The sequence below is a fragment of the Photobacterium sp. TY1-4 genome, assembly GCF_025398175.1.
GTDB lineage: Bacteria > Pseudomonadota > Gammaproteobacteria > Enterobacterales > Vibrionaceae > Photobacterium.
In genome coordinates, this window is the sequence record NZ_CP099735.1 from 813,293 (window position 1) to 834,884 (window position 21,592).

20 protein-coding genes and 1 pseudogene are annotated in these 21,592 nt (G+C 52.6%); 5 read left to right on the top strand and 16 right to left on the bottom strand.

Annotation, left to right across the window (positions count from 1 at the left end; all coding sequences use genetic code 11):
- Nucleotides 1-64: 64 nt before the first annotated feature.
- From NH461_RS20420 to NH461_RS20455, 8 genes are all read right to left on the bottom strand, one after another.
- Nucleotides 65-1,201: an ABC transporter permease gene (locus NH461_RS20420; RefSeq protein ID WP_261604434.1), complete on the bottom strand. Its 1,137-nt coding sequence runs from the start codon at nucleotides 1,199-1,201 to the stop codon at nucleotides 65-67.
- Nucleotides 1,198-2,361, bottom strand: coding sequence for an ABC transporter permease (locus NH461_RS20425; protein ID WP_261604435.1), 1,164 nt, complete (start codon nucleotides 2,359-2,361; stop codon nucleotides 1,198-1,200). The genes NH461_RS20420 and NH461_RS20425 overlap by 4 nt, the downstream gene beginning before the upstream one ends.
- 2 nt (nucleotides 2,362-2,363) lie before the next feature.
- Nucleotides 2,364-3,338: an HlyD family secretion protein gene (locus tag NH461_RS20430; RefSeq protein ID WP_261604436.1), complete on the bottom strand. Its 975-nt coding sequence runs from the start codon at nucleotides 3,336-3,338 to the stop codon at nucleotides 2,364-2,366.
- Nucleotides 3,335-4,741, bottom strand: a complete 1,407-nt coding sequence (locus NH461_RS20435) for a TolC family protein (protein WP_410000143.1) — start codon at nucleotides 4,739-4,741, stop codon at nucleotides 3,335-3,337. The genes NH461_RS20430 and NH461_RS20435 overlap by 4 nt, the downstream gene beginning before the upstream one ends.
- 232 nt (nucleotides 4,742-4,973) lie before the next feature.
- Nucleotides 4,974-6,107 (bottom strand): ISAs1 family transposase, encoded by a 1,134-nt coding sequence (locus tag NH461_RS20440; protein WP_261604438.1) that lies wholly within the window; start codon nucleotides 6,105-6,107, stop codon nucleotides 4,974-4,976.
- A gap of 386 nt (nucleotides 6,108-6,493) precedes the next feature.
- Complete coding sequence (locus tag NH461_RS20445; RefSeq protein ID WP_261604439.1) at nucleotides 6,494-7,732, bottom strand: cysteine desulfurase-like protein; 1,239 nt, start codon at nucleotides 7,730-7,732, stop codon at nucleotides 6,494-6,496.
- Nucleotides 7,716-8,372, bottom strand: coding sequence for a 2OG-Fe dioxygenase family protein (locus NH461_RS20450; RefSeq protein WP_261604440.1), 657 nt, complete (start codon nucleotides 8,370-8,372; stop codon nucleotides 7,716-7,718). Before NH461_RS20450 ends, NH461_RS20445 begins: the two co-directional genes overlap by 17 nt.
- A 436-nt stretch (nucleotides 8,373-8,808) precedes the next feature.
- Nucleotides 8,809-9,138, bottom strand: a complete 330-nt coding sequence (locus tag NH461_RS20455; RefSeq protein ID WP_261604441.1) for a hypothetical protein — start codon at nucleotides 9,136-9,138, stop codon at nucleotides 8,809-8,811.
- Between the two features lie 177 nt (nucleotides 9,139-9,315).
- Here NH461_RS20455 and NH461_RS20460 point away from each other — a divergent pair, with 177 nt between their 5' ends.
- Nucleotides 9,316-9,891 (top strand): DUF6942 family protein, encoded by a 576-nt coding sequence (locus tag NH461_RS20460; RefSeq protein WP_261604442.1) that lies wholly within the window; start codon nucleotides 9,316-9,318, stop codon nucleotides 9,889-9,891.
- 167 nt (nucleotides 9,892-10,058) lie between these two features.
- A complete protein-coding gene (locus NH461_RS20465; RefSeq protein WP_261604443.1) occupies nucleotides 10,059-11,231 on the top strand; it encodes a cation:proton antiporter in 1,173 nt (390 codons plus the stop codon).
- Nucleotides 11,232-11,279: 48 nt separating this feature from the next.
- On the opposite strand, the gene NH461_RS20470 is transcribed toward NH461_RS20465, so the two are convergent.
- The 3 genes from NH461_RS20470 to NH461_RS20480 all read right to left on the bottom strand — a co-directional run bounded on the left by NH461_RS20470 (nucleotide 11,280) and on the right by NH461_RS20480 (nucleotide 13,811).
- Nucleotides 11,280-12,005 carry a hypothetical protein gene (locus NH461_RS20470; protein ID WP_261604444.1) on the bottom strand — a complete coding sequence of 242 codons (726 nt, stop codon included), beginning with the start codon at nucleotides 12,003-12,005 and terminating at the stop codon, nucleotides 11,280-11,282.
- Between the two features lie 200 nt (nucleotides 12,006-12,205).
- Nucleotides 12,206-13,429, bottom strand: coding sequence for an HlyD family secretion protein (locus NH461_RS20475; RefSeq protein ID WP_261604445.1), 1,224 nt, complete (start codon nucleotides 13,427-13,429; stop codon nucleotides 12,206-12,208).
- Entirely contained in the window at nucleotides 13,422-13,811 is a 390-nt protein-coding gene (locus tag NH461_RS20480; RefSeq protein WP_261604446.1) for an MFS transporter, read from the bottom strand. The genes NH461_RS20475 and NH461_RS20480 overlap by 8 nt, the downstream gene beginning before the upstream one ends.
- A gap of 145 nt (nucleotides 13,812-13,956) precedes the next feature.
- Between NH461_RS20480 and NH461_RS20485 the strand changes: the two genes are divergently transcribed.
- Nucleotides 13,957-14,994, top strand: coding sequence for an AraC family transcriptional regulator (locus tag NH461_RS20485; RefSeq protein ID WP_261604447.1), 1,038 nt, complete (start codon nucleotides 13,957-13,959; stop codon nucleotides 14,992-14,994).
- Here NH461_RS20485 and NH461_RS20490 read toward each other — a convergent pair.
- On the bottom strand, nucleotides 14,991-15,470 hold the full coding sequence (locus tag NH461_RS20490; RefSeq protein WP_261604448.1) for a hypothetical protein: 480 nt from the start codon (nucleotides 15,468-15,470) through the stop codon (nucleotides 14,991-14,993). The two genes, NH461_RS20485 and NH461_RS20490, sit on opposite strands and share 4 nt — an antisense overlap.
- Nucleotides 15,471-15,598: 128 nt before the next feature.
- Nucleotides 15,599-15,949 carry a hypothetical protein gene (locus NH461_RS20495; RefSeq protein ID WP_261604449.1) on the bottom strand — a complete coding sequence of 117 codons (351 nt, stop codon included), beginning with the start codon at nucleotides 15,947-15,949 and terminating at the stop codon, nucleotides 15,599-15,601.
- A gap of 295 nt (nucleotides 15,950-16,244) precedes the next feature.
- Between NH461_RS20495 and NH461_RS20500 the strand changes: the two genes are divergently transcribed.
- Both NH461_RS20500 and NH461_RS20505 read left to right on the top strand, forming a co-directional pair.
- Nucleotides 16,245-17,288: a GMP reductase gene (locus NH461_RS20500; protein WP_261604450.1), complete on the top strand. Its 1,044-nt coding sequence runs from the start codon at nucleotides 16,245-16,247 to the stop codon at nucleotides 17,286-17,288.
- A 503-nt stretch (nucleotides 17,289-17,791) separates the two neighbouring features.
- A pseudogene (locus NH461_RS20505) lies at nucleotides 17,792-18,888 on the top strand (ISAs1 family transposase).
- 22 nt (nucleotides 18,889-18,910) lie between these two features.
- Here the strand turns inward: NH461_RS20505 and NH461_RS20510 are convergent.
- From NH461_RS20510 to NH461_RS20520, 3 genes are all read right to left on the bottom strand, one after another.
- Nucleotides 18,911-19,474: an RBBP9/YdeN family alpha/beta hydrolase gene (locus tag NH461_RS20510; RefSeq protein WP_261604451.1), complete on the bottom strand. Its 564-nt coding sequence runs from the start codon at nucleotides 19,472-19,474 to the stop codon at nucleotides 18,911-18,913.
- 95 nt (nucleotides 19,475-19,569) lie between these two features.
- The gene (locus tag NH461_RS20515) at nucleotides 19,570-20,247 is read right to left on the bottom strand and encodes a DsbA family protein (RefSeq protein WP_261604452.1); all 678 of its coding nucleotides are present in this window, start codon (nucleotides 20,245-20,247) and stop codon (nucleotides 19,570-19,572) included.
- Nucleotides 20,244-21,578: an MFS transporter gene (locus tag NH461_RS20520; RefSeq protein WP_261604453.1), complete on the bottom strand. Its 1,335-nt coding sequence runs from the start codon at nucleotides 21,576-21,578 to the stop codon at nucleotides 20,244-20,246. Before NH461_RS20520 ends, NH461_RS20515 begins: the two co-directional genes overlap by 4 nt.
- Between the last annotated feature and the right edge of the window lie 14 nt (nucleotides 21,579-21,592).

A 21,592-nucleotide genomic window follows, 5' to 3' on the forward strand; every position in this document is an offset into this window, starting at 1 on the left:
GAACAATGGCAGCCAAGGCTGCCATTGTTCTATTCAAGATTACATTTAAGCGGCGCCGGTATGGCTATCGCCGCTGCAACAGCCAAGCCATCACACCGTAGGCGAACGCCTGCCCCCACAGCTGCGTCCATAGCGGCAAAACCTGATGGAACTCGGCGCCCATCTGATTCAAGCGCAAAAACGCGTTTACCGCCGGAGTGGCCGGGATCAACTGCACCAGTGTCTGGATCGGCGCCGGGATCATCGACGCCGGCCAGATAAAGCCGAGCGAGAAGATCAGCGGGATCGAACTCAGCAACACCACTACGATCGCCAGCTCACGACGGGGTAAAAGATGACCGAGGATCATCCCAAGCCCAATCACCGCCAGTAGAAACGGCACCGTGATCGCCAGGAGATCGGCAATCGTCGCCAGGCGACTGATGTGGTAATAGGTAAAGCTGAAGCCAAAGTAATACATCACCAACGGCAGATAGATCAGGACAAACACCAAAGCTCGCACCAACACCAATTGCCAGGCAGGGGTCTGATGCCAATAGCCGGGCTGACCCGCTACAGCCGGCAGCGTTCGCTGGCCGCTGCCCAGCAACGACACCGCAATCAGCAGGGTCTGGTGGAGGATCAGCACAAAGACCGCCGGAACGATATAGTCGATATAGCCCATTCCGGGATTGAACACCGGCTGCATGGTCAGGTGGATCGGGCTATGCCGCTGCGACGCCAGCGCAATGTTTTCGCCGGATGTCACCATCCGGACCACCTTCGCTTTGGCGCCCAGGGTCCCGCCGGCTTTGGCCAATCCTTCCACCACGGTGCCGTACACCAGAAAATAAGCGGCATCCCCGGCAAAAGCCAGGGTCGGCGACTGACCCAGCAATAAATCCCGGGCAAAGAACTCCGGGATCACCAGCAGCCCCTGAACCTGCCCCCGGTTCAGCATCGCTTGCGCTTCAGCCATGCCGGTTGCCCGCAGCGTCAGCGCCACCTGGGGGGTCGCATCCACCATCCGCTCCAGTTCACGGCTAAGTTGGCTCTGATCCAGGTTCACCACCACCACCTGCTGCTCTCGCGGCAGTTGATTGGCGTAAGGCAAGGGGTAGAGAAACGAATAAATCAACACGCCGCCAAAGACCGTAAACAGGATCGATGGATTGGTGAAAATCGCTTTCAGCTCTTGCTGAATTAACGCACGCCAACTCATGACACCACCTCTTGTTCACTTGCACCTGTCGCCAGTTGCTTCGCCTTCAACGCCGCAACCCCGAGCACCGGCAGAAAAGCAGCCAGCGCTATTAGTTGCGGCATCGCTTCATTCAGGCTCTGGCCATGATTCACCTGATGCAACTGGACATCCAGATAATGAGTGACCGGCAATACCGCACGCCAGACCTGCGCCAGCGTCGGCATATCGGTCGCCGGAAACGTCACCCCGACAAAGGCAAAGGCGGGAGCCGTGAAACCGGCCGCCAGGCTCATGGCGCGGGTCGCGTCCCGGGTCGCAAGATACAGCACAGCACCGACGCCCTGACAGGCCAGCACGGTCAGCAGTTGTGCCGTTCCTAAAACGAGCCAGCTCCCATGCATCGGCCAACCCAACACACCGTACAGCGCAACCAGAAACAGCAGACCATGCATCCACAGGATCAAGGTGTAAGGCAGCAGTTTGCCAAGCAAGCGTCGGCACGGCGCTGGTTTCAACCAGGTTGGCAACGATTGCTGACGATCTTGCGCGGCCAGCACCATGATCGTGGTGATCACCATAAGGATCTGCCACATCGCCGGCACTGCCCCTGCAACCAGGAACTGACCATAATGATTGTTGCTGTTATAGAGCGGCGTGACCTGGGTGCGGATCGGCACCGCTTTCCCCATCGCCTGACTCAGCACTGCATTCCCCTCCGCCAGGTTCAGCAGCGTATCGAGCTGGGCATTCAGCGTCCCCTGAGCCTGCATCACGGCGGAATTCACCAGTTTGGCAATCAGGATGAATTGGCTGTTGTAAAAGGCCGTAATATTCGGTGTATGACCGAGCAACGTCTGCTTTTCCAACTGGGCCGGTAACACCACCAGCGCATAAATGTCACCGGCACGGAGCGCAGCACTACCCTGCTCGACCGAGGGAAACGTTCGGGCAACCGCCAGCGCCGAGCTGGCGTCATAATAGCGCACCGCCTGACGAGATAGCCGGCTATGGTCGAGGTCGACCACCCCAATCGGCAGATCCCGGGCAATCCCGGCGGAAAAGACCGCCCAGACAATCAAAAACAGCAGCGGCGGCACCCAGCTCAGCAATGCCCTGAGCCAGCCATCCCGAGCCAGCACCTGCCATTCATGACGTAAATGGTGAGAAAACGACATCATGATCACTCAACGAGTACACTCATACCGACCCGCAGCCCGTCGATCGGGTTCACCGGACGCGCCTCGACTTCAAACGTACGCATATCAAATCCCTGCGCCGGATCGGTGGTCCGCCAGGTTGCGAAATCTCCCATCACGGAAACGTGACTAACCGCAAAGGCATATTTCTGATCGCCCAGGGCCGGGATCCGGGCCTCGAACTGCGCGCCGGTACCGTAGTCTTTCAGCTTGTCTTCACGGACATGGAACACGGCCCAAGCGTCGTTCATATCCACCACACTCACGACCGGGAAACCCTGAGGCGCCAGCTCACCGGCATGCAGCAGAATTTCCGCTACCTCGCCGTTATGCCAGCTTTCGATTTGGGTATCCGCGGCATAAGCTTCCACTTCTGCCACCGCACCCGCGGCCATCCGGGCCTTCTCGACAGCTGCCCGTTTGGTTTCCACCCGAGCCCCTTCTTTGGCCATTTCAAACATCTGATAGGCCGCACGCTCGGTATAACGTGCCGCCTGCCACTGGGCATAGGCTTCATCGCGTTTCTGCTCTGCGACCACCCCTTCTTTATAGAGGTTATCGACGCGCTGGTAAGTTTTGCCCCGTAGCTCAGCGGCAGACTTGGCCTTACGCCAGGTATCTTTCGCTGCTTCAATTTCCTGACTCCGGGCACCTTTCTCGGCCTGCTCAGCCATCGCGCCGGCCGCTTCCTGTCCGGCTTTGGCCTGCTCCAGTTTGGCGTCCAATTCCGGACTCAGCAAGGTGAAAATCAGATCGCCGCGCTGGATTTGATCGCCTTTGCGGACCATCACCTGCTCGATCCGACCGGGCACTTTGGACGAAATATTGTATTGCTGTGCTTCAATTTGGCCCTGCATCCGCTCCGGTTGCGGCTGATACGCCTGCCAGAAGGTGTAGCCGAGCCAGCCCACCAGCGCTGCAGCCGGGATCATTACGGCGAATGCCTTTGATTTGCTCATGATTGAACCTCTACACCCTGAAATTGTTGATATTGATTGAAACGGTTGATTTCACCACTGACGGCCAATAACCGCGACAGGGAAATCACATACTGGTACGCCGCAGCCGAGCGCTGGGTCCGGACACTGGCCAAATACAACTCGGCATCGACGACATCAAGCGAGGTCGACAGCCCCTGGCTGAAGGCTTTTTCCCGCATCCGCAAGTTTTCGCTCGCCAGAGACAGGCTCGACGCCAGACCCTGATATTCTTCCAAAGCCTGCATCGCTTCCCGATACGTTTTCTCAACCAGCACCGACAAATCCTGCTCGGCCTGCGCTCTGAGATAATTCACTTGGGTCACCGCACTGTGGGCTGCCTTCACTTTATCCGAGCGGCCGGAGCGATCCAGCAGCGGAATATTCACGCCGACGCCAACGGCCCAGTCCGGCGCGGTCTTGGCAGCCAGCGAGTCATCCTCATGCAGGCTATAGTTGCCGTACAGGTAGACTTCCGGGTAATACTTGCCTTTTTCGACATCGATCACCCCCTTCGCCTGGCGACTTTTGGCATCCAGGATCTTCAGCCCCGGATAGTCCGCCAGTGTTTTCTCAATGAAAGCAACCATCGGCGGCAGCGAGTCATTGGTAAATAGCGGTGTGGACGGCAGGACCGGTTGGGAATGCTTGAGCATCTTGGTCAGGGCGACCTGAGCGATTTCCATATCCCGCGCTGCTTTCTGACGCTCTACCCGGGCCTTGTCATAAGACGCTTCCGCCTGCAGACGTTCCACCTTGGCAATCTGTCCTTGTTGCTCCAGTTTCTTGGCATGTTCAAAGTGCTTTTGCAGCCCCTGCTCGACATCCATCCGGGTTTGCAACACATGCTGGGTCATTGCGACCCCAAAGTAGAGCTTGGCCAGATCTTCGAACTTCGCCTGTTGCTTCATCGCCAGCAGAAAACCGGCTTCGTCATGCTGCCCTTTGGCGATCTCCTGTGCCGCGGTGATACGACCGCCGGTGAAAATCGGCCAGATCGCCCGTAGAGAACTGGTAAACACATCACGATCGGTTAGCCGGGAGGTAAACAGCTGATCAATTTGCGCCGGATTAATCCCGGCCATCTGCGCCAGTCCGGCGATGGCATCACCGGCCGGCATACTCTCGGCAATATCGGAAGGCTTGATTTCAACAGCCTTGTCCAGTCGGGTGTAATTGGCACCAGCCGTCACCTGCGGCAAATACATATCCCGCGCCGCATCTTGCAGATAACGTGCACGGTCAACATTGGCCCGCTCCGCGGCCAGAGCATCGTTCTGGCTGACGACCGCTTGCCAGGCGTCGCTGAAACTGACGGCTTGCTGGCTCACCGGTAAGGCGTGGCTTGGCGCTTGCGCCACCTCGGGCACACTGGCCGAGGTCATCGGCTGCGTCTGGTCCGCCTGACTCGTCAGCGGGAGCATCAACAGCGCTGCACAACAAGTCAGGGCTGCGATTGGAGTTCTTTTCATGCTTCGTTCCATCAGACCGAAAAAGAATTAGTATGGTCCCAATTCTAGAGCAATTGCTCTACATTTCAACCAAGCCCTGTGATATCTAGCACTTTTTTCGTGCCAGGCGCACAAGCGGTTCCGACCAGGGTGAGAGCATGAATGCTCATTTTTCACTCACCGCCTTAAAACCAGCCAGTAACACCTTGTCCAGATAAGCGGTATTCATCGCTGCAATGTTCTGTTTACGTCGAATGCTAGCCTTTTTCGAGGTTTCGGCTCGCAACATGTTCAGTGCAATGTGCCGAAAACAGGCCATGATCTCAGCTGCATCTCCGCGATAAATCTGGCAAGCATCCTCGTTCATTGATGCATCAAGTACCCAGTGCAGGCTGTTTTCAATTCCCCAGTGGCCACGCACTGCGGTGGCAAAACGCTCTTTCTCCAACTCAGCAGAGCTGATGTAATAGCGATATTCGAGTGACTCTTTACCTGATTTATCAATGCGATAACCAATGGTAACGCCGATGCTCTTTAGACCTTTCCAATCAGGAAACTGTTGTACCAACTCACCAGCAGGTAGTACATGATATTCTCGGGCTTCGATTCGTCCGTGGCTTTGCTCCACCGTGACATTTTCAGGGGCGCTCTGAATCGAAATCTTCGCAGACAACGCCTGACGTACAGCTTTAGCCAATGTTTCCTGGTTACCTTTAACTGCAAGTAAATAATCACCACCTTTATCAATGATGGTTGAGGCGATGTTGGTCTGGCAGGCTATTGCGTCAATCGAAATCAGGCAGCCTTTGATGTCCAGCAAGTTAAGCAGTTCCGGTATTGCCGTGATCTCGTTCGACTTCGCATTGGTTTTGAGTTGGCCCATAACTACGCTGTTGGCCGTGGCGAAGGCACTAACCATATGAATCGTAGATTGCCTGCTTTCGCGGTTATATGAGCTACGCAACACCTTACCATCGATAGCGATTAACTCACCGTCTGAGCGCTCAGTAACGGCTTGCATCCAGTTGATAAAACACTCCTGAAACTGACTTGGATCTAGGCGTGAGATAACACGAGCAATGGTGTCGTGAACAGGAAGTCCAGATGTAAAAAGTCCTTTTTGCTGAAACCATTGAAAATGTGCTTCACCGAAATCTTCAATGTCTTCCCAGCCCTCAGCTCCAGCAATCGTCGCACAAACAGTAAGAAACAGAACATCGAATAAGGGATAACAGATTTTCGCAGACTGACGAGGGTCGTGCAGATCGCCAAAATACTGAGAAAAAGCCTCGATACTCACCTTAGAACTCCCGAAAAAGGGAGTATAAGATCATAATTCGATCGGCCGGTCAAACTCACAGAATTTGGTCACAAAACGTTCGTGATCTCACCCTGCGGTTCCGACCGAACTTCACCGATGCTCAAGGCCAGCATAAGAAAAAGCCCGGAAGCAGACTCCCGGGCTTTGTTTTTTTAGTATCAAGTGCTCAGACACTTTTGTTATGAATACTGCAGGCAAAGTGCCTGACAGGGACCTAACCAACAGTTCATACCGGCACGGATTCAAGCCTGTGACAGGTGTGGGCAACCGCGCTCAGCATGACACTAGTCGTATTACTAAAACATCATGTTATTAAAACATCGTGTTTTAAAACACCGCCTTGTAACAACTGAACGTTGTATAAATCAGCGTTGTAAAAACGGTGCCAGTGCGGCGAACAATTGGTCGATCTCTGTTGTGGTGTTGTAATGCATCAAGCCAATTCGGATCACCCCGCCATCGGCCATCACGCCCAATTGCTCACACAGCCCCTGCGCATAGAAGTGGCCGTTCCAGACACACATATTCTGTTTGCCCAGATGGACCGCAACATCCCCCGGCGTCACCCCGTCAATGCGAATCGCAAAGGTCGGCGTGCGCTGGTGCAGACGGTTTGCATCGGTGATCCCATACAGACGAATAGTTGGATACTGCGTAGCACAAGCCAGGAAATGTCGGCTCAGCGCCGTTTCATGTTGCTGGTATTGCGCGTAGCTCTGCTGCAATCGCTGACGCAAATCCGCCCCCGGCTCGCCCCACTGGGCAAGATACTCGACTGCGGCCACAAATCCGGCTAATGCTTCAAAGCTCTGAGTGCCGGTTTCGAAGCGACCCGGCCCCTGATTGGTTGCCGGTTCGACTTTATAAGGACGCAAAGTCTGAAGCCACTGCGGCGCGATATACGCGATCCCAACATGCGGCCCAAAGAACTTGTAAGCCGAGCAGGCCAGAAAATCACAGCCCAGCGCCTGAACATCGACCAGCGCGTGCGGGACATAATGCACTGCGTCGACATAAACCTGCGCGCCAACCTGGTGCGCCGCCGCAATCACCCGCTGCATGTCCACCAGCGAACCGGTCGTGTTGGACGCATAGGTCACCGCCACCAACCGGGTTTTGTCGCTCAGCAGCGAGATCAGATGATCATAATCTAAGGTACAGTCCGCTTCGTTGACTCGCACCTGGTGGACCACCGCGCCTTTGTCTTCTGCCGCCTGCTGCCAGCTCGACACGTTGGAATAATGATCCAGCGCGGTCACGATAATTTCATCACCAGCCTGCCAGTCGCGGCTAATCGCGCGGCTGAGCTGGAATGTCAGCGAGGTCATGTTGGCCCCGAAGACAATATTTTCGGCAGCGGGTGCGCCCAGCAGTGCCTGAGCGGCGCTGCGTGCCTTGGCAACGACCTCAACGGTCTTCTCACTGGAGAAGAAAGCGCCGCCAAGATTAGAATTGTAATGACCCAGATAGGCAGTCATCGCATCCAACACCGGCGTCGGCACCTGCGATCCCCCCGGACCATCGAAAAAGTAAACCGGCTGATCATTGACGATCTGGCTCAGGGCCGGGAATGCGTCACGTACGGCTTCAGGCGTGAACGGCATGGTTAAGCTCCTTGGCAGTCAGTACAAACAGATCCAAATATCCTTGCTCATCTTTCTTCACCGCTTTAATCGGGCGAGCGTTGTGCCACAGCTGGCTGTCGTCAAGCAAGGCAACCTCACCTTCCGCCAGGGCCATGCTCAAAAACGGCAATTCTGTTTTGTCTTTATAAACCAGGAACTCACCGCCTTCGATGTTGTGACGGCCAATCCCGATCACTGCCAGGTGATCAAACCCGTCCTGGTGAACCCCTTCCGGTGCAACCTGAGTTTCTTCATCAATAGCCGAAATACGAATTTGGTGAATTTCAATTTCCTGCTCATCGACCAGACCGTTGGCGGACTTGAAGACTTCGCACATTTCGCGCATCCCGTCACTACTGACAATTGCCTCTTCCAGTGGCTCGAAGCTGCGGCTGACATTGCCCTGGAACGTATTGATATCGTCCGACTGGACAAACGGGCGCGCCGGCAAATGCTCAACCAGCCCCTGATTCAGCTTCACAATTGAGTAGCGACGCAGCCGGTACTCACCGTCCGCATGGCCGGTTTTCGGCAGAAAATTAAAAGATGAGGAAAGATCGCTCACCGCCTTACCACTCAGTTGAGCCAATTGAAGCGTACGTTCGAAAGAAGAATGCATAATCCCGTTCCTTGTGTCATCCACACTAAGTCCATGTCATCAATCTGGCAGCTGCAGAACCCGCCAAACGATTTAACAATTAAGCTACATTCAGGATTAAACAAAACGGCAACGAAGCCAAGGGAAGACATTTAATATTTTACGAAAACAACAAAATAAAGGATGATAATTCAACATAAATCACAAAAGCAGTCATAACATCCAGATATTGAAAAGTGCACTATCAATATCCAGCTATGTATACTGTTCAATAGTTTAAATGATTGATTATAAAAGATATAGTTGTCGTTTTCAGGGTCTGTTTCGGGCTCATTGCACTAGCATAAAATGCTATTTGTGACTTAATTCTCAACTTTGTAATTTGATAAGTAAGTTTAAACTGGTGTGATTCACCATCTCGGAAACAGCAGGCTCTGCTGTTTCCGAAACCATGGTGTCAACGGTAGGCAGGACGTTCGACCGCGCGGTATTCATCGCCGCTTTTCTTGTAAAATGTGTTGTTCACAATTGCGTAAGTCACCCCGGCAATCACCGCAAATGTCGCAATTTCCGGCAAACGGGATTTGTGATAATGCTGCTCTTTCACCACCACGACATCACGATGATAGTGATGATCATGCCGGTGATAATGACGATGTTTATGGTGCTTATGTTTATGATGACGATGCTTATGGTGATGATCGCCCTGGTGATGCCACTTCGCCTGAGCCGTTGCCGGCAACCCCGCCAAAGCGCAGGCGAATAAACAACAGACTAATGATTTCATATTATAATTCTCTGGTTTATTTCTTTGCCGTCAGCATATCGGTAAGATACGCACGTATGTCAGGTTGAAGTTAGCCCTGTGTCAAACTTACCAAGGGCCAAGAGCGCATTTCAACGGGGTGCTTATCGACCTTAACTTCCGTCTATCGATTCATCTACAACAGTCAAGCAGAGCACCATGTCACAACCAATCGGCCTCGGCTGCCCCCAGTTTCATCTCGCCGCCTATCTTGAAAATCGTCCGAACATGTTGAACTACCCGACACTTGCCGGGCACATCCCGCTAGTACCGGGAGAGATCCAGGCAATTGGCCAGGCATGCGGCAACGGCTGGCGCAAAGTGTTTAACGTCTATGCCAAGCTCTTGTATGCGCTGGAGACTTCTCTTTTCCCCTATGCTCTTTCGGTGCCGACCTGGCAGGCATACCGGGATCAATGTCTGCTCCAGCAAGGCAGCCACACTGCCCTGTTGTTCAGTCCACCGCAGCTGTCCACACCGGATGAACACGACCAGGTCACCCCGGTCATCCATCTCATCATGGGCCGGACCTATGCCAAGCGGCTGATTGCCGAAGCCAAGCTGACCGCGCCCATGGAATGGCTGGATAACGAGTTTGCGATCAACACTGAGCACCGGGTGATCATCTGTCCGTATTTCGACTATCGTCAGCTCTCGAATCTCAAAATTGCCCGGCTGGCAGAACTCATGAAACAACTGGTGACAGAAACCCACTCAGGGGATTCAGGTGGATAGAGGAAGAACCATCGACAAGCTTCACTGAACACATAACCATTCGCACACAGTTCAACCCGTTGCTAAGAGCGGAGAGTCGAGATGTATTATCCTTAAAGCTGTTGCCACAACCCACGATCTCGCCTGCCCGGCAGGCGATGGTCACAAGTATTTCCGGATGAGGGCGTATGCAAACCGGTCTGGCCCCCCTGATCTTCGAGTTGTGTACCATCATCATCAGCGCGGCCATTCTCGGGACGCTGTTTCTCTATGCCCGTCAGCCGATCATCCTGGCTTACATTGCAGCCGGGATCATCATCGGTCCACAGGGATTGAACCTGATCCACAATGCTGGGAATATCACGCAAATCGGCAACCTTGGCGTGATCCTGCTGCTGTTCTTAATCGGATTGAATCTCCAGCCGAAAAAACTGCTGCAACTGTTTAAAGAAAGCTCCCTGGTTACTTTTGCCACCAGCGGCTTTTTCTTTCTGGTGTCACTGATCGTTGCCCTGGCCTGCCTGTTTCCCCTGGGCGAATCGCTGATCATCGCCGCAGCCATGATGTTTTCCAGTACGGTCATCGGCCTGAAACTGATCCCCACCACCACCCTGCATCACAAACACATGGGGGAAGTAATGACCAGTGTCCTGCTGATCCAGGATCTACTGGCCATCAGTGTACTGATTTTTCTCAACATCGGGGGTGGGAATGCGATCATCATCGCCTTCGCCATGATGTTGCTGAAATTTACCGGGCTTTGCCTGCTGGCTTATGTCGGGGTTCGCTATATTATTCTGCCGCTGTTCAGCCGCTTTGATGTGATCCAGGAATACAGTTTTGTCATGACGCTGGCCTGGTGTTTCTTTCTGGCAGAGCTGGGGCATCAAGCCGGGTTATCGTACGAGAGCGGCGCATTTGTGGCCGGTGTTTCGATTGCCGTCAGCCGGGTATCACAGGTGATTTCGATTCACCTGAAACCGCTGCGGGAGTTTTTTCTGATCCTGTTCTTTTTTGCCATCGGTGCCCGGATGGATCTGGCCGCAGGCAATCTCTACAGCTTACTGGGGATCGGGTTTGGCATTCTGCTAGTCCCCATCAAATCCTGGGGGTTTAACAAGGCCTTAACTCTGGCGCATGAGAACCCCGGATTGACCCGTGAGTTGGGCGCCCGGCTCAGCCAGGCCAGTGAATTCTCATTTCTGGTCGCCTATACCGCCACCAATAACGACATGTTGTCCCCGGCCGCAACCTTGTTTATCCAGACTACCACCATCACCACATTCGTCATTTCAACCTACTGGGTGGTAAGGCGCTACCCGACGCCGATTTCCATCGACAACACCCTCCGTCGGGACTGATGCAGCCATCAAAACCAATACAGCCAGCGGATTGCAAACATCCTCCCTTCACTCGGCGAACGGGTACGTAATACGCGTGATCAGTTGCTCCGGCGAAACCTGAAGGGTCACCAGTGGCACCCGCTGAAGCGCCGGATCCGCTTCAACATCGGCTGCCAGCCACTGCCGGATATTGCGATAGCCCTGACGCAGTGCGTCCGCCAGCACACGATTCTCCACCAGCAGATACGTCCGGGTCGTGAGATAGCTGCTGCGGTTCGCCAGTGCAAACATCTGGTCGTCCAGCGTCTGCCGATCCAGGCTTTGCATGCCGGACAGCACGTCGAGCGTTTCCCCGGCCACATCCAGATGAGCGAATACCAGGCCCTGACGACGCAACTGTGCCAGTAACTTGGTGTAGTTGGCTTGGGTCAGTGGCGCAGTCAATTCGAGGTGGTGTACTTTGCCCTGTAGGGTAAATACCGCCAGCGCCCCGTCTTCGAGCTGAAAATCCCGTTGCTGATCCAAACAGATCACCGACTGACCGGGATACAATTCCGAACAATCATAAGCATCCGGTAAGCTGTCGACAGTATCCGCGGCCATTCCCCAGGGATACCGTTCCCACAGCGGGGACTGCGATGCCAATGCACGGCCCGGCACCAGCGACACGAATAGCAAAATCACGAATAACAGTGAGGCAGATAGCAGCGAGATGATTTGTAGCCGTTCTCGGAACAGCGCAAACGCGTGATTCCGGGTCAACATCCGGCGCAAGGTAGGGATCAACTTCAAAACAATCAGCATCCTTCGGGTCGGTCACACAAACGCTCATGTTTTACCGATTGCTTGGCAAAACTGCAATCCCCGCATCCAAAATCCCATAGATAAAGAAGGGAAAAGATAAAAAGGGTGGCACAACATCAAACGGGGCTGATGAATAGCATTCATCAGCCCCGCTCAGACACACGATGATTTGCCGTGTATGACCCCGGTTACATCGACCAGATATAGAAAATCTGCGACTTCATCCGAATGATGATCCCACGGATCACATCAAGGAAACCCAGAAAACCAATCGGCTTCTCGGCACTGATCCATGCCAGCCCCACAGAGCCGACCGGGATGTCGTAACCATCCGGCTCATCAATTTTCAGGCGAACAAAATGATGTTTGTTCATCGCATTCTGGCCGGTCACCTGACGAACACTGTCATCGCGGCCCAGCAGGTTCCCCTGCGCTTCGCCGGTCGCTTCCACAATCCCTTCAACTTCCACACTGAAGATCTTGCCCGGGTAAACCGCTGAGGTAAATTCCCCCCGCTGGCCCACTTTCACATTGCGGATCGCCTGATGATTCACCCGCATCAGCACATACTTTTCATCAATGTACATCTGCATCCGCGGTATCAGCCCGACATACTGCCCTTCGCGCAGAATAAAGTTATTCAGATAACCATCGGCCGGGGCATACACCTTGGTGTTGTCCAGTTCCCACTGCGCCTGAGCTACGCTTGCCTGCTCATGCACGACTTCCGCCTGTTGGCTGTTCACGGCCAGTTGAGTTTTCTCCCAATCCAGCATCGTCTTCTTAGCCGTCAACTGGTGCATCTCAAGTTGCGAAGCGAGTGCAACCGACTCGGCACGGGCCACAGCTACGGCCGTGCGCTGCTCATCCATCTGGGTATCGGTAATGGTATGCTGTACCACCGAATTCTGCTCCAGGTAACGGTTCAGGATGGCTTGCTTAAGTTTCAAATCCTCTTTCGCCGCGACCCACTTGTTGCGGGTGATCTCAATCTCTTTCTCAGCAGCAAGCGCCGTTTCCCAGGCAATACCAATATTTTCCCGGGCCATCAACAGCGCCGCTTCCTCTTGTGCCAGCGTCGCTTTAGCCTTGTTCAGCGCGATCTGATACGGCTCGCGGTCGAGTTCATAAATCAGTTGCCCCTGTTGTACCTTCTCATTCGGCGCAACGTAAATCTGTGCCACATGACCTTTAATCTGCGTGGAAGGCGGACGCAACTGCACATGCGGTGACTGCACCACCGAGCCGCCGGACATATCCATCGGGGTAAAGGTGATCAGGCCGACCCAGACAAACAGCAACCAGCCAATCCCCCCAAGTACCGAAAAGCCTTGAGTGAACTTGTTCCACGGCATGCCGACCAAACGCAGCAGGTAAATGAATAACGCCCAAACGGCCAATCCCTCAAGCATGATCCATCTCCTGTTGTGGGTGTGTATTCCCGGTCACCGACGCTGTTTCAGCCTGAATGTCGGCCAAGACAGACGCCTCCCCAACGGCTGGCTCCCCTTTCCAAATATCCCGGATCCGCCGTAGTGCCTGCTCACCATCAACGAAGGCGATGACCACCGCAACCACCCACACCCAATGCCAGATAAAACCGATCCAGGTGAGCGCGGTGATCAATCCAAGCTGATGATGCTCTTTGTGATGGGCCTTCTGGATCGGTAATTCATGAATGCGCCAAAACCCGTAGGCTGCTGCCCCAATCCCCCCCACCAGGACCACCGTCGCGACCACATGAAGGGCGGTATCTACCCCACTGTCGACAAACGGCATACTGAACAAACTCATCCTCAAAGCACTCCCAATCAATACTGATATTCATCATTTTTATGGTGGGCAAGTTTGCATTTATATGTGACGCAGGTATCATTCGCGGTCTGATTATATCGATATTATTGAGTTTATAATTCAATCTATCCAGGGCGATTTCACCATGCATGCAACACCTGCACTTCATGCCAGTTTTATCCGCGCCGCATTTCTCCAGCCACTCTTCCTCGGCATAGAAAAGCACTATCGGCTCTCGGTCACAGCGCTGGGGATTCCGCCAAAGTTGCTGGCCGAACCGATGGCGTTGATCCCGGCGTTGGATTTTCATCGTTGGCTGGCAGCCATTGCAGAGCTGACGCAGGATCCGGCATTCATCATCCGAATCGCGCCGCAACTGACATTCGGCGACATGGGGTATTTGGGCAACTGGCTGCTCTCAAGCCCGGATCTGGCATTGGCCTTCCGGCGCATCAATTACGGCACGTCTTGTTTGCAATCCGGCGCGGGGTTTCACGGCGAGCAGTCCGGCAATATGATTAAGTGGTGTTATGACAACCACTTTTCTGAGGGGCAGCCGCGGCTAGCCGACAGCCTGCGGATCGCCGTACTGTACACCAACACGTTACGCCATTTCATGGGAAAGGATTATCATCCCAAACGGGTGGAAATCAGCGGCCCCCCTTGCGGCAACGGGCAGGTAGAGCAATTTTTTGGCTGCGAGATCACCTGGAACGCCCCGACCACCAAGGTCTGGCTCGATATCTCAGTGCTGGAGCACGGCAGTAATACGCCGTTTGCGGTGCATCGACCGATGCTGCTGAGCAACTTTCAGCTGGATGAATTATTGAACATGCCGCAGCCACAGGACATGGCCAAGGTGATGTACGAAATGGTTACTTATGCCTGTTACTACGGTTTTCCGACCCTGGATTTTGTCGCCGACCGGTTTCAGGTATCCCGCCAGCAACTCCAGCGCCGGCTCCATACCCAAGGCTGGACATTCACCAACGTGACCAGCTATGTATTGTGCAATCTGGCGATCAAATACATGCTCAAAGATATGCCGATCGGCCAGATTGCCGCCGAGCTGGGTTATCACAATGTGCAGAGTTTCAGCAAAGCCTTCCGGCGCCAGCGCGGGATGACGCCGACGCAGTACAAAGACAAGCTGTTAGAACGAAACCTGGCCGGATTGCCTTAAGCAACGCTGTCATGGCGACACTGCATAAAGAAATGCTTTTCAGGCGTAATGTGATACCACATATCAAAGATCGCCTGGTCGTCTTTCAAGGTTGGTTTAAAAAAGATCCGATAACCGGTGAGATCACGACGTGCCGCGTAGTCAAACGGATCGGCATGATTGGGGTCTTGGATAATTTCGCGGCTGAGTTTGACGGGTGTGAGCATATAATCGCTCTCTTTCGCCACATACCGATAATCCACGAACAATTGATACTCCAGCTGAGTCTGCTCCTGTTTCTCATAGCGTACCCATTCTTGTGACTTCACCGTCCCGTCCGGCTTGAAATCATAGGTGACCCAGCTTTGTTCATCCGGCCGCTCATGCTGCGGCGTACATTGCCATTTCCCGGCAATCACAGGTAGAGGTGAAGCCACCGCACTTCCTGATCCAAGTATTCCGGCCAGCATCAACAACCCGGACATCCTAAGGCGCATCGCCCTCTCCTTTCAATCATCAGTATCTGGACAACAATAAGTTAACATTGCTACCAGCTGCAACAAAAAAGGAGCTGAAATCAGCCCCTTTCTCACTTTCCGGTCAACGGATCACCCGATTTGTTCATTTACGCGGGTTTGGGTGCACTTTGTTCCGCCACCTTAGCCAGGATCGCTGAAATCGGCACAATCGGCCCCATCATGTTGATCCGCATGGGTGAGCCGCCGGTGCCGAAATGCAGTTCTGAAGTGTCAGCCGTTGAGTAGTTGTATTTGTAGTTGAATTTCCCGGTGGCAATATGCAGTAAATCAAATTCCTTGCGGTGGCATGAGATGTATGCACGCCAGTACATTGCATCCAACACCTCGCCAGGGTGCTCTGCTCGGATAATAAATCGCCAGCTTCCGTCCTCGCCGTAAAAGTCGAGCGGAAAAGTATCTTTTATTTTTCTTTTGCTTAGCAAAGTAAACCTATCCACATTGCCTTTCTGTCAGGGGGATTATGCAAGGATTGCACGAGAATGGAAGAGGAATACGAAGAATTCAGAAAATTTTGACAAAACGAACGCTTTGCCAGGTAAAATCTTTGTAAAGATATCATAAAAAAAATTACATTATCAGGCTTGTTTATGAAGTTTATTTGCCTATAATGCTGAAAACCGGAGCGTCTGCCAACGCTCCGGTTTTTTTGTGCCTGCTTTCTGGTGAATTGAATGCTATCTGCCAATAGCAACCGAACCAGTCAGCAAAATTCGATAGATTAAGGAAAGACTAATGCGTATCGAACAAGACTTGAAATTGGGTTTTAAAGATGTTCTGTTTCGTCCAAAACGTTCAACCCTCAAAAGCCGCTCTCAAGTTGAATTAACCCGCGATTTTACATTCAAGCATAGCGGTCGTCAATGGTCTGGTGTCCCTATTATTGCTGCCAATATGGATTCCGTGGGTAGCTTTGACATGGCGAAAGCCCTGGCGCAACACAAAGTCATGACCGCAGTCCATAAACACTACACCGTTGAAGACTGGGCCGGCTTTATCCGTGACAACGACGCCAGCGTGCTGAACAATGTCATGGTGTCGACCGGTACGTCTGATGCCGACTTCCAGAAAACCAAAGACATCATGGCCCTGAGCGATGATCTCATCTTCATCTGCATCGATATTGCCAACGGCTACTCGGAGCACCTGGTCGAGTACGTTGAGCGAGTCCGCGCCGCCTTCCCGGACAAAGTGATCAGTGCCGGAAACGTCGTGACCGGTGATATGTGTGAAGAGCTGATTCTGGCCGGTGCCGATATCGTGAAAGTGGGCATTGGACCGGGCTCGGTCTGCACTACCCGCGTGAAAACCGGTGTCGGTTACCCGCAGCTGTCTGCAATCATCGAATGTGGCGATGCCGCACACGGCCTGGGCGGCCAGATCATCGGCGACGGCGGCTGTACTTGTGCCGGTGATGTCTCCAAAGCCTTTGGTGGCGGTGCCGACTTCGTGATGCTGGGCGGCATGCTGGCCGGCCACGAAGAAAGCAACGGTGAAATTGTCGAGCAGAACGGTGAAATGTTCATGAAGTTCTATGGGATGTCATCTCAGAGCGCGATGGACAAACACTCCGGCGGCGTCGCCAACTACCGTGCTGCTGAAGGAAAAACCGTCCTGTTAACATTCCGTGGCCCGGTTGAAAACACCATCCAGGACATCATGGGCGGCGTGCGCTCAACCTGCACCTACGTTGGCGCGGCGAAGCTCAAAGAGCTGACCAAGCGCACCACCTTCATCCGCGTTCGCGAGCAGGAAAACAACGTTTACGGGAAAGAGTAAGTTCGGTTTTTCGAAGTTTTTAATGTTGAAACAACCATAATTTGATATAGCCTCTTCCTTGTCCATATTTATGTAAGTTTACGACAGTTTTATGAAGAGGCTATTTTTTATGTCTTCTCAACCCCAGCTCTCTGATAACGTACTTATCACGCTTGAGAGCGCCTTTCAAAACCCTGCTCGAAATTTAACGAAGTCTCGTGGTAAAAATATCCATCGGTACGCTAGTGTAAAGATGGGCAAGCGTGTCACAGTAGAATCTGCGTTAGAATGTGATGCTTGCTATCATTTGATTTTACTATAGATGTCATTCGATTCCGCTCACAACTTATCAGACTTTCATACTATTTATAAGTAAAGAGACATACCTATGTTCCCAAGGTGAGATCACGAACGTTTTGTGATCAAATTCTGTGAGTTTGACCAGCCGATCGAATTATGATCTTATACTCCCTTTTTCGGGAGTTCTAAGGTGAGTATCGGCTTTTTCTCAGTATTTTGGCGATCTGCAAGGCCCTCGTCAGTCTGCGAAAATCAGTTATCCCTTATTCGATGTTCTGTTTCTTACTGTTTGTGCGACGATTGCAGGAGCTGAGGGCTGGGAAGACATTGAAGATTTCGGTGAAGCACATTTTCAATGGTTTCAGCAAAAAGGACTTTTTACATCCGGACTTCCTGTTCACGACACCATTGCTCGTGTTATCTCACGCCTAGATCCAAGTCAGTTTCAGCAGTGTTTTATCAACTGGATGCAAGCTGTTACTGAGCGCTCAGACGGTGAGTTGATCGCTATCGATGGTAAGGTGTTGCGCGGCTCATATAACCGCGAAAGCAGACAATCCACGATTCATATGGTTAGTGCTTTCGCCACGGCCAACGGCGTAGTTATGGGCCAGCTCAAAACCAATGCCAAGTCGAACGAGATCACGGCAATACCGGAACTGCTTAACTTGCTGGACATCAAAGGCTGCTTGATTTCGATTGACGCGATAGCCTGCCAGACCAACATCGCTTCAACCATCATTGATAAAGGTGGTGATTATTTGCTTGCCGTTAAAGGTAACCAGGAAACACTGGCTAAAGCTGTACGTCAGGCGCTGTCTGCGAAAACTGCGGCTCAGAGCGCCCCTGAAGATGTCACAGTGGAACAAAGCCACGGACGAATCGAAGCCCGAGAATACCATGTACTACCTGCTGGTGAGTTGGTACACCAGTTTCCTGATTGGAAAGGGCTAAAGAGCATCGGTGTTACTATTGGTTATCGCATTGATAAATCAGGTAAAGAGTCACTCGAATATCGCTACTACATCAGCTCTGCTGAGTTGGAGACAGAGCGTTTTGCCACCGCTGTGCGTGGCCACTGGGGAATTGAAAACAGCCTGCACTGGGTACTTGATGCATCAATGAACGAGGATGCTTGCCAGATTTACCGTGGAGATGCCGCTGAGATCATGGCCTGTTTTCGGCACATTGCACTGAACATGCTGCGAGCCAAAACCTCGAAAAGGCTAGCATCCGACGCAAACAGAACATTGCAGCGATGAATACCACTTATCTGGACAAGGTGTTACTGGCTGGTTTTAAGGCGGCGAGTAAAAAATGAGCATTCATGCTCTCACCCTGAGCTAAATATCTAACGAGGCAATCAATTTCTCAGCCAAAGGCCAGTCGCCGAACCCTGACGCTGGATTCAAATGGCCGACATCACCCAGATTGACCAGCTCACTTCCCCACTGTTCAGCCATAGACTGCACCGCTTCAAAGCTGGCCAGATGATCATTAGTACTGGCAGCCACAAGGCTCGGGAAAGGCAGTTTTAGCAACGGTAATGGGCTCCAGCCATTTTCATTCAGTGTGGCTGGCGAAGGATACTGCTCTGGCCAAGTCGCATTGAGATCCGGCGGAGCAGCCAACAGCGCCCCTTTAATTTGGCGCTGATATTTGGTGGCCCAGTGGGTAACCATTAAGACACCTGCGCTATGCGCGACCAGAATAACAGGACCATCAATGTTATCCAGCTCGCGCTGAATGGCATCAATGCGGGCTGTACAGCTTAACCTATCCACTTCCAGTGGCGGCACGGTTCGAACATTCGGCAAGCGGTTCGCAAGCAGAGTTTGCCAGTGATCCTCGACGTGATCACGAAGCCCCGGTACAATTAATACAGTTGTATTTGGCTGTAGAGTCACTTGTTTTTCCTTGTTAGCAGTTATAGTGAGAAGTCAGGTGAACGTTCATTCTGCCTTACTGATTGCTGACGATGGCAATTCACGTGCTTATCTGATCAACTTATTGGAAGGTTCACGCAGCTCGGGGAACTGCTGTATAAGACATATCGGCACGCGTCGGCCAAGACATCAGCAGACTGAGCACCACTGATGGCGTGCTGGCCCTTGATCACAAAATAGGGAACGGAAGTGGCTAACGGCCGATCTGCTGCTTGGATCACCATATGGCCATCCAAATGTGCATCAACGTCGATTTCCGAGTGTGTGTATCCACATTCCTCACTAATCATCAACAGAGTGCTGGGATCGCTCAAATCTTCACCGAGATGGAAATAAGCGGCGAACATCCTCTCTAACAATACGGTTTGTCGTGCGGCATCCCCCAAGTTCCCTACTTGTCTGAACAGACGGTGAGCCAACTTAGTATTGGGAATTTTTTTGATTGTGCTGAAATCTATCGACGTTCCAGCCGCCGCTGCGGCTTGCCGGACTTGCCGCTGACGTAGCTCAACGGCAGATACACCCCCAAGGCGCTGTAAGTAAAACTCACGAAACGGCACCCCAGCTAACGGCAACTCTGTGAGCAATTGTACCCCGTGCCAGCGGATATCCACGTCAAGCTGCGGATTTTCACGGGTTAGTTGTTCCAGTGCCTTATCCAGATATTTCTTGCCAATCAGACACCAGGGACAAATAAAGTCAAAGTAAACGTCAATCGTCAGCGATTGAGTCATGCGCGCTCCTCCTGAACGTTATTGCCAATTGGCTGTGAGCTCCCGTGTGATAACTCACTAGAATCCTCAAGTTTTTGCATGTCACTCAGGTAAGAGCGACGGGCATAGTAAAATACTGCAGCTGCGGCGATACTCACCAATGCCACGAGCTGGAAACTTGCATGCAAGCCAATATGGTCGGAGATCTTACCGGTGACAAAAGGCCCTGGCGCCAAACCGATCAGATTATTGGCCAAGGTTAACGTCGCAAATGCCGTCGCGTGGATAGCAGGATGGGTTAAGTTAGCAACCATCGCACTAGCAGGACCACTGATCCCCGCGGCGAAAATCATGCCAAAACAAATTAACGTCAGCTGTAGCGGGCCAGGCGACAGACTAAAGGCCAACAGCAAAATACCACTACTGAGCAAGCAGTAGACAATCGCAAAGGAGATCTTGCGAGAGGGTGAGTTAGCGAGACGATCGCTGGCCACACCACAGAAAATCATGCCCAGCCCACTGCACAGTAAAACAATAGCAGCGAAAGCACCCGCTTTATCGGTTCCCATGTCATAGTAGCGTCCCAGGTAGCTCGGCATCCAGACCATCATGGTCCCGGCAACAAACAGTTGCAGGCCGCTACCGATATAGGCACACAGTACCGAGCGGCTGTTAAATAAGCTACGTAACTGGATTTTGCAGCTGCCAGTTGAGTTCTTGATCGATGTCGGTTGAGAGTTGATCCGTTTCTCACTGACGATAATCGGGTAAATGAACGCTAGGGTTAAACCAAACAGCGCCATACCGGTAAAAGCACCTCGCCAGCCCAAATGCGTGGCCAGGACACCGCCAAGACCAACACCAAGCACGGAGCCGAACATCCCCCCGGCCATGAAAGCACCTGAGAGGGTCGCGCGCATATGCTTAGGAAACACTGAAACCACGACGGCAATGCCGACGCTGCCGTAAGCGGCTTCACCGACCCCGACTAAAAAACGGGCGGCAAACATCTGGTTGTAGTTTTCAGCCCAGGCACAGCCGAGGGTTGCCAGGCTCCAAAGGGTCGCCATACCGACAAGACACTTAATTCGTCCCCATCGGTCAGCCAACAGTGAGAGAGGGAAGGTTAATAGACCAACCATCAGGGCGACAATACTGCTAAGCAAACCTAATTGATAATCAGACAGCACCCATTCGCTTTTGAGCATCGGAAAAACAGCATTGAGCACCTGCCGCGACATGTAATCTGAAATAAGTAGCCCAAAAGTTAATGCGAATATCACCCAAGCATATGCTCGTGGAACACCCACTTTCATTTCGGTGCTATCCAGTAATGCGTGATTGAGGGCCATTGTGTTACCTCGTC